Source organism: Pseudomonas sp. NFPP12, from assembly GCF_900103205.1.
In the GTDB taxonomy this organism is placed as follows: Bacteria; Pseudomonadota; Gammaproteobacteria; order Pseudomonadales; family Pseudomonadaceae; genus Aquipseudomonas; species Aquipseudomonas protegens.
On record NZ_FMWW01000011.1, the window covers coordinates 1 to 15418 of the forward strand.

Consider the following 15418-nt stretch of genomic DNA (forward strand, 5'->3'; position numbering starts at 1 on the left):
CCGGTGGCGTTGTTGAGGATCAGCCCCTGCTGGCCGACGTTGTAGTCGCTGAACTTGTTGTGCGACAGCCCGCCGCCATTGGGCGTGGCAATGTTGACGATGGGCACGCCATTGCCGGCCTGTCCCAGTGTTGTACCGCTGCCGTTGACCACGATGCCGTCGGCTATCGCCACCACGGGCTGCCAGAACATCACGTTGACCAGGATAAACGCCAGACCGCGTTTGGACAGTCCCCAGAACGAATCCCGCGCTTGCAAGGTCGCGCAAGGCTGGCGGGCCAGAAAGGCGAGTTGGCGAACGTCCATGTCAAAAGTCTCAATGAATCAGTGCAATCAGAGATAGAAATCCAGGCGGAAATGGGTCGGGGTTTCCCGCTCACTCAAGGCTTCGGGAGGTTCGAGGGAATGGGTAAAGCTCACGCCGGTGACAAGGTGGTTGCCCATCGGGCGAGTCCAGCGCAGATCGTTGCGCCAGCAGTAGCCGCTGTCGCCGTTCAGGCTCGGGTCTTTGTAGCCGCGGATGAAGGACTGGGCGCCCAGGTTGAAGGTGGTACCAGGCATCGGCGCGACAGCGGCGCTATGCAGCGCGCTAAACAGCAGCAGGCAGGACAAGGCACAGCACAACCTCATCCCGAGCGTGGAGAGAGACATATCCGATCCTTCGAAAGCGTGACGACAAGAGCTACGAAGGGCGTGACGCTAATAAGCTATTACTGCATCGTCAAATGACTGCCGCAGAATCGCCAATAACAATCAAATCGAACTTTCAAGCAACTTTACGAGATAAAAAACATGCAGCTCCATCATGGAGCCGCCCATTTTAAATTTTGAAATATTTAAAGGAAAAATCACCTTAAAGCCTTTTAAATCAAGGCTATATAGCTTTAAAAAGTTTGAGCAAAAACAGGAGATTGCACACTTCGAAGAGCCAACGCCCGTACGCAAGAACCCTGGTTCTCACTCTCTCGCTACGATTAAATAACAACTCACCCACAACCACATCCGTAGCGACAACCCCATGCAGAAATCCCAAACAAATCAATAACGCATTGATTTATTTACTGAAAATAGAATCAGACAATTCCCTCTGCAAATTCAGAAGAGCCGTACCCCCCCCCAGAGCTCATCCCCCCTGGGCAATCAATCTTCTCCTGTCTTCTTGCCTTCATCCTCTTCCGAACGCAGATGGATCACCCGCGGTGGCGGCTCCACCCTCAGCGGCGGGTGCTGCTGGTCTTCGGGAAGAATGCGATAGAACTGCGTGGTGACGTGGCTGATACCGCCCTCCTCGTCGTTGTGCACGATCATGGTGCCGGGCTGGCGCATCTGGGCGAAGGTCGCGTCGTTGAGCTTGAAGGTTTCGCTCAGGCGCTTGTCGTCCACCACGGGTGCCGGCAGCCGGGGCGGGTAGCTCTTGTTGCGACGCTGGCGGTAGCGGGCCCAGGAAATCAGCAGCACCGCATTGAGTACCGCCACCCAGGCATAGAACTGCAGGGTGGTCAGGGCATCGAGCATGCCCGCTTCGATCCGCGGCCCTTCATGGCTGTCCAGCAGCGGAATGAGCCCACGAACCAGCAAGTACAGCAGGCCTACCCAGGCCAGTACGGTGAGGACAACGTCGACGATCACCATGAACGGACGCTGGCGGGTTCGGATGATTTTCATCAGCGCACCTCCTCTTCGTCATCGATGGGTTTGATGCCGCGGTCCGGGCTGACCCAGCGCGCGCGTTTCTGGTGTTCGCCAAACAGCACCCGGGGAAAGCTCACCAGGGTGGTGAACAGGCTGATGAACCAGAACACCAGCGGGTACCAGACCACCCAGAACATGGTTTTCCACAGGTCTTTTTCATAACGGCGGTCGATCAGGATACTCACCGCGAACTGGGTCAGGCAGACCATCGCCAGTACCAGCCCGGTGAAGGCCGGCGGGACGATGGTGTGCACCGCGATGGCCTCGGGCATGACGATGAACTTGCCCAGGGCCCAGAAGATCACCGACAGCAGGAAGGTGAAGGCCCAGCCGGTGGACAGGCAGTAGTCGAACAGCAGGGTCCAGAGGTAGCGGTGGCGCCACTCCCAGATCCCGCGGATGTTCTTGAACAGCACCTCGGCGCCGCCCTGGGCCCAGCGCAGGCGTTGCTTCCACAGGCCGCGCAGGGTCTCCGGCATGAGGATCCAGCACAGCGCCCGCGGCTCGAAGAACACGTACCAGTGGTCCAGTTGCAGCTTCCAGCTGATGTCGATGTCTTCGGTGATCATGTCCGGGCTCCAGTAGCCCACCCGGTGCAGGGCGGTGCGACGGAAGGCGACGATCACCCCGGAGACGGTGAAGACTTTGCCGAACACCCGCTGGGTGCGCTTGATCAGGCCGATGATCGAGGAGAACTCGCCCACCTGGACCCGACCCACCAGGGTCGAACGGGTGCGGATCCGCGGGTTGCCGGTCACGGCGCCCAGGCGCGGGTTGTCCAGCATCGGCGCCACCAGGTAGGCCGCCGTGTTGGGCGCCAGCAGGGCATCGCCGTCGATGCACACCAGGTATTCGCTGTGTGCCGCCACCGCGCCCATGCGTAGGGCCACGGCCTTGCCCTGGTTCTGCGCCAGGTGCAACACCCGCAGGCGCGGGTCCTGGGCGGCAAGGCGGTCCAGCACCTCGGCGGTGTTGTCCTTGGAGCCATCGTTGATGGCGATCACTTCGATGTTCGGGTACTGCTGGGCCAGGGCCGCATGAATGGTGTCGGCGACGTTGTCGCCTTCGTTGTAGCAAGGAATGAGGATGCTGATCAGCGGCTCACCGGCCAGGGGCGGCGGCAGGGTGTCGTCGCTCCACGGCCAGTGGCGCTCCCAGTGCATCCAGTAATACAGGCCGCCGGCGATCCACAGCGCCGACATGAACAAGGGGTAGTAGAAGACGAAGTCCATGAGGAATTCGCCGGTCAGCACGAAGATCAGCCCCAGGGGCACGCCGAGAACGAGCGCCAGGACCACCAGCGCAAAGATACGATCCACCATGATTCAAGGGCTCCATTTGTTGGAGAGCGCGGGCCGCAGAGTCTTCAGGTCCGGTGAGTTCTCGAGGAAGTTGTCCGGGTAGTAGCCGAAATTGGTCGCGCCCTGGCGCTTGAGGCGGCCCATCCAGTCCGCCAGTTGCTGGGCGGAGAGGTCGCTGGCGGGCTTGCGGGCCCAGTCCCGGGCCTGCAGCTCGAACACCGTGCGCTGCAAGGCACCGGGGCGGGCGCGCACCTGGTCCACCAGGGCTTCGAGCCAGGGCCCGGAATGCCGCTGGCTCTGGCCTTCCATCAGCGGCATGGCCATGGGCGCGGTCCAGTCGTAGCTGACCAGGAAATCATCGAGGTTCTGGGCGAACCAGGTTTCACTCTGCGGGTTGATGATCGGCTCGGCGAACAGGTTGCGCGCGGTCTGCACCTGCGGCCCGCGAATCGCCCGGACCTTGGCGGCCAGCTCATGGGTGAAGTCGATCAGGTAGCGGCTCTTGAAGCGGGTCCAGCGCTGCAGGGTGGCCGGATCGTCGCGCAGGGCGGCCATGGAACCCGGCAGACCCTGGGCCGCATAGGCGCGCAAGGCCCCGGGGCTGGCGTCTTCGAAATCCGAGAGCACGGCGTCGTCGTGGAACAGAATGCCGTCCACCGACGTCATGCGCGCCACGTCCTCGTAGAGGTCGCCGATCTGCCGGCGCACATTGGGGTCGAAGGGCGACAGCCGCTGGTACTGCTTAGGATCGATGGTGCTCTGGCCGGTGGCCGGATCCCAGCGCGTGACCCGGGGCAGCCGGGCGTCCAGGGCGAAGCTGAGCACCGGCATCCAGGCATAGACCTTGACGTGGGCCCGGGTGCGCAATTGCCAGGCGACCCGGTCGAACAGGTCGGCGCGCATCGGCAGGTGCCGGTTGGGGAAATACAGCGACTGCACCAGGCCGTCGCCCTTGGGGTCGGCGAAGGCCTGGAGGAATACGGTGTTGGCCCCCAGGTCGGCCATGCGCTGCACCAGCTTGCCGAGGTTGACCTCCTGCTGCTTGGGATCCGGGTCGTAGACGTTGTCCAGGTCGACGTGCACCACGCGCATGGGCGCGGCGGTCTCGGCACCGACAATGCTGTTGGAGAAGTGCATGCCGTCCGGGTCCGACACCACCAGGAAACGCGGACTGCTCATCAGGTTGTCGAGTGTGTCCAGGCCGTCGTCCAGGGTCAGGGCCAGCTTGAAGCCCTGGCTGTCCACCACTTGCAGGGTGGAGCCGTCGGCCGTGCCGTAGGGCCAGACCCAGATCCGCGGGCGATAGCCGGCCACGGCCAGGATTTTGTTCGAGATGGCGGTCACGTCCTGGCGCATCCGCGCCTGGAAATCCGCCTCGCTTTCATAGCGCCCGGAGGCGGCGTCAAAACGGCGGGTCGCCGCCGCCGGCTGCAGGTTGCCCTGAGGGTTGGCAAGAATGCCCAGGTGGCTGTGGTCGGTATGGGCGGCGATTTCCACCAGCCCGGAACGGGAGATTTCCCGGACCTGCGCCCAGGTCAGGAACTGAGAGCGGGGCCGCAGCTCGCCGGCGAAGTTCACCGGCTGGTCGGCCGGGGTGTCGATCCAGGTGCCCACCGGCGCCAGCACCGCAGGCCAGTGATAGCTGCGCAGCACCGGCAGCACCCGGGTGTAGAAGCTCGAATAGCCGTCATCGAAGGTCAGCAGGATGGCCTTGGCCGGCAGTTCGGGGCCGCCGTTGCGCGCCGCCAGGATCTGGTCCACGGTCACGGGCCGGTAGCCGTTTTCCCGCAACCAGGCCAGTTGCTCGATCATCCGCTCGGTGCGCACCGCCACCACCCGTTGGTCCGGGTCGCGATCCTCGATGTCGTGGTAGGCAATGCCCAGCACGTGGTTCTTCGGCCAGGGTGCCTCGGTGTTGGGCAACGGCCGTTGCGCCGGGGCGAGAAAGTCGGCGGCGGGCTGGGAACAGGCGCTGAGAACCAGGGCTCCCAGCAGGAGGATGCAACGGTTGATCAGGCGCATCGTCACACTCTTCTCTAGAAGCGATAGGTAAGGTCGACAGCCAGGCGCAGGTCGGTTTCCCGATCGCCGTCGTAAGGCCGGTTGATCACGCTCAGGACTCCGCCGATGTCGAACACGTCGTTCCAGCTGTAGCGCTGGCCGTAGCTGAGCAGCCCCACCGCTCCAGTGGAGTAGCCGCGTTCGCTGTAGGTACCGGCGCCGGCCTGGAACTGTTGGCTCCAGGAGGTCTGATAGCGGTGATAGAGCACGTGGTTGACGGTGACGGTGGGCAGGACGCTGAGGTCCGCCTCGGGGTTGTAGTAGGGGGTGTCTTCCAGGGTGTTGTGGCTGGCGCCCACTTCCAGGCCGAGGTCGACCTGCACTTTCGGCGAGCGGTAGACCCCTTCGCGGCCCGTGAGCAGGGCCTCGAACCTATTGTTGCCGTCGCTGAAGTGCGACGGGCTGAGGGACAGTTTCCACTCGCGGCTTTCATTGGCCCGCCAACGCAGGAAGGCGCTGCCGCCGTTGGCGCTGATATCGCTGTTGAGGGCCCGCAGCGGGGTGTTGGCAGAGAGGTAGTCGAGGCTGCCGCCGTATTGCCAGTGATCGTCGATGTCCCGCGCCAGCGACACCCGGGCACCGGTCTTGTCGCCATAGCCATAGGAATGGTTGGAGACTTCCGCTTCCAGGGTCATGTCGCGGGTGCGCCGCTCCACCCCCAGGACCTGCCAGCGGTGATTGCCGATCCCTTCCGGGAAGTCCCCCATGGCATAGCCGATGCCGCCGAACAGGCGCCAGTCCTCGGCGATCGGCGGCGTGTAAAGCCGGCTTTCGATGCCGAAATCACGGCTGCCGGATACCGCGCCGGCACCATTGCTGCCACCGCCGTAACTCTTGCCGCCATAGGTCATGACCCGCAGTTCGGCCATGTCGTGCACTTCGCGCTCGCGGGCCAGGCGCTGCACCTGGCGGCTCTCTGGAAAGCGCTCCACCACGTCGTCGGTCAGCGCATCCAGTTGCCGCCATTCCTGCAGGTCCTGGGCCGTATGGCCCTGGGACACTTCCAGGCTGACATCGCGCGGGGCCACGCTCTCGGTTTCCTTGAGCAGGCTTTCCGAAAGCCGGGGCCAGTCGCGCACCCGGTACAGATCGGCCTGGGCCAGGCGTACGCTGATGTTGCCCGGGGCCTGCCCCGCCAGGGTCTCCAGGCGCTGCTCGGTGCCCGGCAGGTCAGCCCCGGCCGTGCCGTCGGCACCGGCCTGGGCCGCCAGCAGTTGGGCATCGACCCAGTCGTCATTGGGGTCGCCCACGGTTTGCCCGGTGAGCTGAATTCGCTGCGGCACACTGTCGGCCAGGTCATTGGCGAGTTTCAGCGCCTCTTCCGGGCGTTCACTTTCCAGCAGCGCGTAATACAGCGCGGTGGTGTCTTCCAGGCGGTGGTCGGCATCACCGTCCGGTGCCGAAAACACACGCCGATACAGGTCCGCGGCGATTTCCGGCTGGCGCTGGTCGAGGTAGGAAGCCGCCACCCAGCGCAGGGCATACGGGGGAATGGCCACGCCGGCAGCGGTGAGCTGCTCGTATTCGCTGATCACCTCTGCGGTGCGCGCCCGGGACTTGAGGGCGCCCAGGCGGTCGATGCGCCAGCGGGTCAGGTCGTCCTGGGCTTGAGGGTCCTTGCCCCAGGCGGCGAACAGGGTGTCGTAGTCGGCCAGGGCACGGTCGGCCACCACAAAGCGCTCTTTCTCACTGCGGCTAGCCAGCTCCGAGAGGCGCACCCGTTCGGCGGCGAGGTCGGCCTGGATGCGCCGCTGGATCACCGGATCGATCAGCCCGGGGTGCTGCCGGGCCAGGCGCAGGGCCGGTTCCGGCAGGCGCGCCCGCTGCAGGGCGTAGATGTATTCGCGGATGACTTCGGGCTTGTCGCCAGCGCGGATAAACGCCTGGTCGTATGCGGCCAGGGCGTCATAAGGCTGGTTGGCGCGGGTCAGCGCGTAGCCCAGAGCCAGGCGCCGGTTCGGGTCATCGGGCTTGGCCGCCACCAGGGCCTTGGCCCGGGCCACGGCTTCGGCCGGCTGGCCGGCATCGGCCTGGGTCAGGGCCAGCCCCAGCTGCAGGTCGGCGTTCTGCGGGTCGCGCTGCAGGGCCAGGCGATAGACCTGGGTGGCGTTGTCCCACTGCTTGAGGTTGCGATAGGCACGGGCCGTGGCGGCCAGCGCCTGCGCCGGCAGCACCCGGTTGCGGCCCTGGGTCTCGTAGACCTTCACCACCTCGGCATCGAGGCCGGCCCAGCTGGCGATCTGCAGGTGGTCGCTGACCAGCCCGTTGTTCAACCGGTCCGCCGGTACTTGGCGCAGATGGTTCAGCGCCGGGGCGTAGCTGCCGGCCCGGGCCTGGATGATCAACTGGTCATAGGCCGCATCGGCGAACGCCAGGCCCGGCCATAACAGTTGGCTGCACAATGCCAGGCGAAACAGCGGACGAAGGCCGTAGCGGCGAGCGGGATGAACAGTGCGTTGCATTTCGTCAGCATCCTTACGTGGCTAGCCGGAGTTCTGCGCCCCGCCCTAACGCCCCAGCCCGGACGATCAGAAGATCGACAGAGCGTCTGGGAGAATTCTTCCACGAAGGTTAGTTCAGAATTTGCAGCGCCATATTTATTCAGAATCAGATTCTGCGGGGCCTGCAGCCGCCCTCACCGCCTTGCTCCAGACAGCACAACGCCCGACCTGTGGGCTGCACAGGCCGGGCGTCAGGGGTTGCACAAGAAGGGCCGCGCAAAGCGGCCCGTGCACCTTTACTGCTGGGCGCCTACGCCCCCCAGCTTGCTCATGACCAAACCGATGAACTGCTCGACGGTCATTTTCTGGCCGTTGAAGTTCACTTCGTTATTGGCATAGTGCAGGGCCGACACCACGTCATTGCCTTCCAGCTTGGCCAGTTGGGTGGACAGGGCCATGGCACTGAGCATTTCTGCAGTGGCCGCGCTTTGCTCGGCGATCAGCTTGGCATCGGTCTGGCCTTCGGCCTGGGCCTGCAGGGCGGCGATGTCTGCCACCATCGGCTTGGACAGCGACAGCTTGGCATCCAGCTGGCTGACCAGTTGCTTGCCCAGCTCAGCCGGCGGCAGCTCCAGGCTCTGCGGCTTGGCCAGATCCAGGCTCAGGCTGAAACGGCTTTCACCACCGGCGGTCTTGAATGCCAGGCTTTCCAGGGCGATCTGCGGCTTGGCTTCCAGGACCTTGTTCACGGCAGCCCGTACCTTGACCTGCTCGGCGTCGGACATTTGCAGTTCCGGAGCCGGTTCACCCTCGGCAGAGGCCTCGGTGGCGGCCTTCTGATACGGCTGCAGCACGTTCTGGTAGACCTGGACCAGATCGAGCATGCCCTGGCTGTCGAGGCTCTTCATGCTCCAGAGCATCTCGGCCGAACCCACGGTCTTGCCGTCGAAGGCGATTTCGCCCACTCGGTAATCCGCACGGCCCGCCACTGTGCTGCCGGTTTCTTCGCTGAAGGTCTTCTGCTCGAAGTGCTTCAGGGTCAGCACCGACTGCTTGTCGCCGAAGGTGGCCTTCAGGCCGCTGAGCTCCAGGGTGTTCTGGCCCAGGAAGTAGTCGAAGCTGCTTTTCTGCAGGTTGCTGGCCAGGGTCAGGCCGTTGATTTCCAGTTTGAGCGGGGCCTTGTCCGGCGAACTGAGGAACAGGCTCAGGCTGTCCATATAGCCATCGACCTTGGCCTTGCGGCGATTTTCGCTGACGCTGAAAGTGGCATTCAGGCCAGAGAACTTGAGGTTGTTCAGCTCATCCAGGGCCAGTTCCATCGGAGCGAAATCCAGGGTGCCCTCCGCGGACAGGTCATAGCCGACATTGACCACGCCCTTGAACGGTGCAGCACCCTTGGTGGCGGCAAACCACTTGTCGGTCTGCCCGTTGTTCTCCAGCTCGTAATGACTGGACGCCATGACTGGCAGCCACTTGAGGCGGATCAAGCGCGAGAAAGGCAGCGGGCCGTGTTCGATATGGTCGGCGATCATCAGTTCCAGCCCACCGTTGAACACCTCGCCCTGGGTCTTGAGGCGGTAGCGGGCATTGCTGCTGAACACGCCACGCTCCAGGGACACCAGCTCCAGAGTGGCGGTGGCGTCATAGCCGATCAGCGCCGCTTGCAGCTCCTTGTTGCTTTCAATCACCTGCTGCTGCAGGACCCCTTCCAGCTTGGTGCCGGTGTACCAGGCGCCGCCGGCACTGATGGCACCTACTGCGACGACGATTCCTAACAGTACGCCTGCTGATTTATTCATGTCTGACCCGATCAATATCCGTTGTTTGAAGGTGTGGTCGTCTTCCCTGAACCCATGACGGGTTGCGGCTCGACTCCGCGTAAAACCGGCGCAGATTACCACTGGCGGCTAGGGCGAGCCCAATCTTTGAATGTGAAAAACCGTGGAGCGCGGGGAGATGGCCAGGGCAGCGGCTGCCGCAAACCGGCAGCCGCCGCTGTTACAGTGCCAGGGGAAGGGGCTTTTAGGAGTATTCGATTTCCAAGGCATCGAGCTGATGATCGAAGCTCTTGAGCCGGGCGCTCCAGGTGTACACCAGGACCTCGAAATCCCGGTCGATCACCGCGCTGTTGCCCCGGGATTCGCCCCGCGGGTCGCAGAAATCCAGCTGGTAGCGCTCCCGCGCCATGGCGGTGGCGACATCCGACAGCTCCCGGGCATTGCTCAGCCAGTGGTGACCGTCCTCGGCTTGCTTGTCCAGCAGCATGCACTGTTTCTTCAGGGCCTCCAGGCTCTTTTCCAGCGGGGTGCCGGTGAGTTCGCCCATGACTTCGGCGAAGGTCCGCCCCGGTTGCCAGTAACTGCCCCAGAAGTAACGGTCGAATACGGTTTCGACCCGGCGCAAGGCCACCTTGGTGTCCCAGATGACCACCAGGGTCTTGCTCTGTTCGAGCTGTTTTTTCTTGATTTTCTGGCCCTGAAAGGAGGCCCAGGCCACCACACCGATGGCCATCACCGCGATCAACGCGCTGGCGCTGTCGAGGAACACCAGGGCCTTGTCGATCTGATGGGCCAGCATGATGCCGTAGAAGTAGGTGGCAGACAGCAGCACCAGGGCGCAGAGCGCGCACCAGAAGCCCGGAGCATAAGGGTTTTTCATTATTGGAATCCCCATGACCATCACATGCTTTGATCGGTTGGAAGGCACGTTGCACAAGGCACTTTTCCAACTGATCAAAGCATAGCAACCGCCTCAGGGTTTCGCGTGCTCCGGGCCTTGCGTTCGTCCGCTTTCCCAACCGCCGCCCAGGGCCAGGAACAGATCGATCTGGCTCATGGCTACCTGAGTGTTGGCCGCCGCCAGTTGCGCGCGCATATCGGTGTAGGTGCGGGTGGCCTGCAGGTCGGCGAGGAAGGACGCGCGCCCGGCCTGGAAGAAGCGGTGGGTCTGGTCCGCCGCCAGTTGCGCCGACTGCTCGGCATCCGCCAGGGCATCGCGGCGCTGCAGCTGCGCGCTGTACTGGGCCAGGCCGGTCTGGGTTTCGCGGATGGCGTTGAGCACCACCCCATCGAAATGCGCCAGGGCGCCCTGGCTGGCGGCCTCGGCTTCATGAATGCGCTCGCGGGCGCCATTGGCCGGCACCGTCCAGCTGATCAGCGGGCCGAAGCCCCAGCGATTGGTGGAAGGCTTGCCGAGGTTGTCGAGGATGCCCACGGTGCCGACGGTCGCGCCGATGCTGATATCCGGATACAGGGCCCCGGTGGCCACGCCGATTCGCGCGGTGGCGGCGGCCAGCTGGCGCTCGGCCTGCCGTACGTCGGGGCGGCGCTTGAGCAGCGCCGCGCCATCGCCCACCGGCAACAGCTGGGTGATATGCGGCAACTGGGCGCAACTGTCAGTGCCGGCGGGCAATTGATCCAGCGGCTTGGCCAGCAGCATCGACAGGCGGAACAGGCCCGATTGGCGCGCCGCCTCATAGCGCGGCAGTTCGGCACGCAGGGATTTGAATTGGGTCTGGGAACGGGTGACCTGGGTTTCGTCGCCGCGCCCGGCATCGCGCAGGCGCTGGGTCAGCTCGGTGCTCTGGGCTTGCAGGCTCAGGGAGTGCTCGGCGATTTCCCGTTCTTCGTTGGCCGCGCAAACCTGGGTGTAGGCCCGCACCACGTCCGCCACCAGGGTGATGCGCGCGGTATCCGCCGCAGCCTGGGTCGCGTCGGCATTGGCCTGGGCCGCCTCGATGCCGCGCTGCAAGGTGCCGAACAGGTCGAACTGGTAGGAGGTGCTGATGGACAGGTTGCCGACGTTGGCCACTGGCACCTTTTCCGGCAGCAGGAAGGCTTCGCCGGATTCCTGCAGGCGCTCGACCCCGGCCTTGACCCCACCGCTCCAGCCACCGGCGGCCTGGGCTTCATCCACCTGGGCACGGGCCCGAGCCAGGTTGGCCGCCGCCACCCGCAGGTCGGTGTTGGAAGCCAGGGCCTGCTGCACCAGCTGGTCCAGGCGCGGGTCCTGGTACAGCCGCCACCAGTCGGCAGGCACCGGCGCCGACACCACGTTGGCGCCCTTGGCGCTCAACTGGCCCTGCAAATCCTTGCGCTGCACCGCCGCATCCCCGGGCACCTGGTAATCCGGCCCGACCATCTGGCAGGCCGAGAGCAGCAGGCCGAGCCCGGCCAGGGCCAAACGCGCGCCGTTGTTCATTGGCCGGGCTCCTGCTTGGCCTGGTCGTCGAGGATCGACACCGTGGCGGTGCGCCCGGCGATCATGCGAAAGTCCGCCGGCACATCGTCGAAGGCGATGCGCACCGGAATCCGTTGCGCCAGGCGCACCCAGCTGAAGGCCGGGTTGACGTTGGGCAACAGGTTGGAGCCGCTGCTGCGGTCACGGTCCTCGATCCCGGCGACGATGCTTTCCACATGCCCGCGCAGCCGCGCACGGTCGCCGATCACGCGGATATCCACGGCCTGGCCGACATGGATGCCATCGAGCTTGGTCTCTTCGAAATAGCCATCGATGTGGAAGGAGTTGCTGTCCACCACCGATAGCACCGGGCGCCCGGCGGTGACGAATTCCTGGGTGCGCGGTGCACGGTCGTTGACGTAGCCGTCCACCGGGCTGCGTACCACCGAGCGGTCGAGGTTGAGCTGGGCGCTGTCCACCGCCACCTGGGCCTCGGCCAGGGCCGACTGGGCGCGGGCCTCGCGGGACTGGCTTTCTTCCAGTTGCTCGCGCGGCACCAGGTTGCCCAGGCCACGGTTGCGCTTGGCCTCGCGCTGGGCCTGGGCCAGGGTTTCCTGGCGGTCGGCCAGGGCCGCCTTGGCCTGGCGCAGGGCCAGCTTGAAGCGGTCCTGGTCGATGCTGAACAGCACCTGACCGCGCTGCACCAGTTGGTTGTCACGCACCTGCACTTGCTGGATCAGCCCGGACACGTCCGGAGCGATCTGTACGATATCGGCACGGATATGCCCGTCCCGGGTCCAGGGCGCGAACATGTAGTACATCACCATGCGCCAGACCACCACGACCGCGAAGGTCACCACCAGTAACGTCAGGACCACACGGCCAATGGTCAATAAAGGTTTTTTCATGTCATCAGGTATCGACTGAGAGAGTCCACGGCGCCCAGTAGCAGAGCGTAGAGACCCACGTTGAACAGCGCCCGGTGCCAGACCAGACGATAAAAGTGCAAGCGCGTCAGCACCCCGTGCACCAGCAGGTACAAGCCATAAGTGATGCCCATCAGCACCAGCAGCGTGGGCAGGAACACCCCGCTGATATCCAGATCACCGATCATAGGGGCGCTCCATCGATGCCATGGGGAAGGGGTTCTTCAAGCTCGCCGGTGGCGACGAATTCCACCCCCGGCAACAGCGCCAGGCGCAGGCCGCTGAGGGCGTGCAGCAGGTGCAGGCGGGTTTCGTGATCGCCTTGCAGGCCCTGGCTGCCGAGGGCGCGGCGGGTACGGTCGAGGGTCATCAGCAGCCCGCTGGGGGCCGGCAGGCGTTCGCCGGCCTTGAGGCAGGCCTTGAAGTACTCGCCCACCTCGGCCACCACCTGGCGCAGCAGGCTCTGGGCCACGCCCTGCACCCGCGGTGCGTAGGCCAGCAGGTCCAGCACATTGAGCGCCACGCGCAACTCCCGCAGGGCTATGCCGGTGTCCTGCCCGGTCATGGCCAGGCGCGGCAGGTGCTGCATCAGGCGGTCGAGCATCTGTGCCCCCATGTGCCGGTGTTCGGCCAGGGTCGCCGGTTCGCTGAGGCTGACGATGTCGCGCCAGCTGAAGCGGGTCAGGCGCTTGGCCGCCAGTTCGGAGCCGAACGGCCGGGCGATCAGGGTCCAGACAAAGGCGAACAGCAGGCCCATGGGGCCGGCCAGGTTGGAGTTGGCAAAACTCAGGAAGTCCGCGTCGTAGGCGCCCTGGATGCTGATGAAGGACGAGGTGTTGACGATGGTCAGCAGCATGCCGAGGTAGAACCGCGGCTGCACCGTCAGGGTGCCGACGCAAATGAACGGCACGGCAAAGGCCAGCACCAGCATCGGGAAGTCGTGCAGGTTGGGCAGGATCAGGAACAGGTAGAGGCTGGCGAACAGCACCGACATCGCGGTCCAGAAAAAGAACCGGTAGATCTGCGGCGCCGGGTCGTCCATGGAAGCAAAGAAACTGCAGGCCACCGCCGCCAGGATCACGGCGCTGCCGCCGTCGGTCCAGCCCAGGAGAATCCACAGCACCGAGGCGACGATGATCGCCAGGACCGTCGAGCCCGCCGAGTACAGCATCAGCCCGCGATCGAGAAACGGCGTCAGCCGGCCCAGCCGCCAATGCCGGTAGACCGCGCGCCAGGGCGCCTGGCTTTCACTCTGGATGGCGTGCTGCAGGCTGCGGCAGTCCTGCCACAGGTCGATCCACTCGCCGAGGCGATACAGAGCGTTGGACATCAGCAGCTGGCGCCGGTCATCCAGGGCTTCGGGGCTTGGCTGCAAGGCTTCGAGTTCATCGCGCAGGGCCTGCCAGCGTTCCACCGAAGCATCCCGGGCGGTGCCTTGCAGCCATTCATCGGCCTTGGCCAGCAAGGGGGCGAACTGCGCCACCAGCTCCGGGGTACGCCGTTCCAGGGCATACAGGGCATCGTCCAGGGCATCCACCACCGGCAGCAGGTTGATCATCCGCCCGCGCAGCTCCTTGGTGTTGCGCACGGTCTGCGGCCGGGCGCCCTCGTGGGGCAACTGGCCGATCATCAGTTCCAGGGTGTTGAAGGTGCCCACCATGGACGCGCGCAGGGCACTGACTTCCTCGGGCTGGACGTTGCGGGCCAGGAAGCGCTGGCTGTAGAGCGCGGCATCGGCGAACCACTTGGCGGCGGAATCGACGAACACCGGGGCCAGCCGCCGAGGCCAGAACATGCTGCCGATCACCGCGGCGCAAACGATGCCGAGGAAGATTTCCTCGGTCCGCGCCTCGGCGACGTCCCAGACCCCCAGGGGGTTGTCCACCACCGGCAGGGCGATCAGCGGCAAGGTGTAGCCGGCCAGCATCAGGGCGTAGTTGTTGGCAGTGCGCAGGTGCATGGACAGGAACAGCAGGATCCCGGTCCACAGGGCGATGATCACCACCAGCAGGTAGGGGCTCTGCACGAACATCGGCACGAACAGCACCGCGGCCGCCGCCCCGAGAAAGGTGCCGATCGCCCGGTACAGGGCCTTGGAACTGGTGGGGCCGACGTAGGGGCTGGAGACGATGTACACCGTGGCCATCGCCCAATACGGACGGGGCATCTGCATCAGCATGGCGATGTACAGGGCGATCATCGACGCGGCGAAGGTACGTACGCCATAGAACCAGTCCCGCGCGGGAGGCATGCCGGTAAAGAAGCCTTTCAAGATGGCAGCACCGGTACATGACTGGCGGACTCGAACGCGCGGATCACCCGCAACGCCGCTTCCAGGTCGGCGCTGCCAATGCCTTCCAGCACTTCATGGCGCAGGCGCACCAACTCGCTTTCCACCGCCTGCACCAGCTCGCGACCGGTGTCGGTCAGGCTCAGGCATTTGGCCCGGCGGTCGTGGGGATCTTCGCTGCGGCACACGTAGCCGGCGCTGCACAGTTGATCCAGCAGGCGCACCAGGGACGGGCTTTCCATCCCCGCGGCCTGGGCCACCGTGACCTGGCGCACGCCCTCGCCCAGGCGCCCGATCATCAACAGCGGCACCGCGCAGGCTTCGGAAATGCCGAAGTTGACCAGCGTGGTCTGGCAGATCCGCCGCCAATGCCGGGACGCGACCACCATGCCACTGCTGATATTCATGTGGAGTGATTCAAGGGAGCTGGACACAAGATTGTTCGCACACTGTTAGTTTGCTAACTATCAATATGTCATTGACGGATAAATCCAGTCAAGTTTTGTAACAATTGCTTGATAGTGAAGCA

At 64.6% G+C, this 15418-nt stretch carries 12 protein-coding genes and 1 pseudogene; all 13 read right to left on the reverse strand.

The features are described 5' to 3' along the window. A partial coding sequence (locus BLS75_RS31260) for a filamentous hemagglutinin N-terminal domain-containing protein (RefSeq protein WP_143031450.1) occupies window positions 1–305 on the reverse strand: 305 nt, incomplete at its 3' end. A gap of 27 nt (window positions 306–332) precedes the next feature. Continuing rightward, window positions 333–548: pseudogene (locus BLS75_RS31265) on the reverse strand (ShlB/FhaC/HecB family hemolysin secretion/activation protein); the annotation flags it as partial. A 591-nt stretch (window positions 549–1139) separates the two neighbouring features. Continuing rightward, window positions 1140–1664: a poly-beta-1,6-N-acetyl-D-glucosamine biosynthesis protein PgaD gene (pgaD, locus tag BLS75_RS31270; protein ID WP_072453116.1), complete on the reverse strand. Its 525-nt coding sequence runs from the start codon at window positions 1662–1664 to the stop codon at window positions 1140–1142. Next, window positions 1664–3013: a poly-beta-1,6-N-acetyl-D-glucosamine synthase gene (pgaC, locus tag BLS75_RS31275; protein WP_019093523.1), complete on the reverse strand. Its 1350-nt coding sequence runs from the start codon at window positions 3011–3013 to the stop codon at window positions 1664–1666. The genes pgaD and pgaC overlap by 1 nt, the downstream gene beginning before the upstream one ends. 3 nt (window positions 3014–3016) lie before the next feature. Continuing rightward, the gene (gene pgaB, locus BLS75_RS31280; RefSeq protein ID WP_019095705.1) at window positions 3017–5014 is read right to left on the reverse strand and encodes a poly-beta-1,6-N-acetyl-D-glucosamine N-deacetylase PgaB; all 1998 of its coding nucleotides are present in this window, start codon (window positions 5012–5014) and stop codon (window positions 3017–3019) included. 14 nt (window positions 5015–5028) lie between these two features. Beyond that, on the reverse strand, window positions 5029–7515 hold the full coding sequence (gene pgaA, locus BLS75_RS31285; RefSeq protein WP_072453118.1) for a poly-beta-1,6 N-acetyl-D-glucosamine export porin PgaA: 2487 nt from the start codon (window positions 7513–7515) through the stop codon (window positions 5029–5031). A gap of 275 nt (window positions 7516–7790) precedes the next feature. Further along, complete coding sequence (locus tag BLS75_RS31290; protein WP_072453121.1) at window positions 7791–9293, reverse strand: YdgA family protein; 1503 nt, start codon at window positions 9291–9293, stop codon at window positions 7791–7793. Between the two features lie 223 nt (window positions 9294–9516). Continuing rightward, a complete protein-coding gene (locus BLS75_RS31295; RefSeq protein WP_015633693.1) occupies window positions 9517–10152 on the reverse strand; it encodes a hypothetical protein in 636 nt (211 codons plus the stop codon). Between the two features lie 93 nt (window positions 10153–10245). Continuing rightward, window positions 10246–11694 (reverse strand): efflux transporter outer membrane subunit, encoded by a 1449-nt coding sequence (locus BLS75_RS31300; RefSeq protein WP_011058540.1) that lies wholly within the window; start codon window positions 11692–11694, stop codon window positions 10246–10248. Then, a complete protein-coding gene (locus BLS75_RS31305; RefSeq protein ID WP_011058539.1) occupies window positions 11691–12581 on the reverse strand; it encodes an efflux RND transporter periplasmic adaptor subunit in 891 nt (296 codons plus the stop codon). Before BLS75_RS31305 ends, BLS75_RS31300 begins: the two co-directional genes overlap by 4 nt. After that, a complete protein-coding gene (locus BLS75_RS31310) occupies window positions 12578–12787 on the reverse strand; it encodes a DUF1656 domain-containing protein (protein WP_011058538.1) in 210 nt (69 codons plus the stop codon). The genes BLS75_RS31305 and BLS75_RS31310 overlap by 4 nt, the downstream gene beginning before the upstream one ends. Continuing rightward, window positions 12784–14871: an FUSC family protein gene (locus BLS75_RS31315; RefSeq protein WP_072453123.1), complete on the reverse strand. Its 2088-nt coding sequence runs from the start codon at window positions 14869–14871 to the stop codon at window positions 12784–12786. The genes BLS75_RS31310 and BLS75_RS31315 overlap by 4 nt, the downstream gene beginning before the upstream one ends. Further along, a complete protein-coding gene (locus BLS75_RS31320; RefSeq protein ID WP_011058536.1) occupies window positions 14868–15296 on the reverse strand; it encodes a MarR family winged helix-turn-helix transcriptional regulator in 429 nt (142 codons plus the stop codon). Before BLS75_RS31320 ends, BLS75_RS31315 begins: the two co-directional genes overlap by 4 nt. Between the last annotated feature and the right edge of the window lie 122 nt (window positions 15297–15418).

What these genes read in the sequence shown, in the direction of transcription:
- pgaD (WP_072453116.1), bottom strand. Translation starts at nt 1,664, where the DNA reads ATGAAAATCATCCGAACCCGCCAGCGTCCGTTCATGGTGATCGTCGAC.
- pgaC (WP_019093523.1), bottom strand. Translation starts at nt 3,013, where the DNA reads ATGGTGGATCGTATCTTTGCGCTGGTGGTCCTGGCGCTCGTTCTCGGC.
- pgaB (WP_019095705.1), bottom strand. Translation starts at nt 5,014, where the DNA reads ATGCGCCTGATCAACCGTTGCATCCTCCTGCTGGGAGCCCTGGTTCTC.
- pgaA (WP_072453118.1), bottom strand. Translation starts at nt 7,515, where the DNA reads ATGCAACGCACTGTTCATCCCGCTCGCCGCTACGGCCTTCGTCCGCTG.
- BLS75_RS31290 (WP_072453121.1), bottom strand. Translation starts at nt 9,293, where the DNA reads ATGAATAAATCAGCAGGCGTACTGTTAGGAATCGTCGTCGCAGTAGGT.
- BLS75_RS31295 (WP_015633693.1), bottom strand. Translation starts at nt 10,152, where the DNA reads ATGAAAAACCCTTATGCTCCGGGCTTCTGGTGCGCGCTCTGCGCCCTG.
- BLS75_RS31300 (WP_011058540.1), bottom strand. Translation starts at nt 11,694, where the DNA reads ATGAACAACGGCGCGCGTTTGGCCCTGGCCGGGCTCGGCCTGCTGCTC.
- BLS75_RS31305 (WP_011058539.1), bottom strand. Translation starts at nt 12,581, where the DNA reads ATGAAAAAACCTTTATTGACCATTGGCCGTGTGGTCCTGACGTTACTG.
- BLS75_RS31310 (WP_011058538.1), bottom strand. Translation starts at nt 12,787, where the DNA reads ATGATCGGTGATCTGGATATCAGCGGGGTGTTCCTGCCCACGCTGCTG.
- BLS75_RS31320 (WP_011058536.1), bottom strand. Translation starts at nt 15,296, where the DNA reads ATGAATATCAGCAGTGGCATGGTGGTCGCGTCCCGGCATTGGCGGCGG.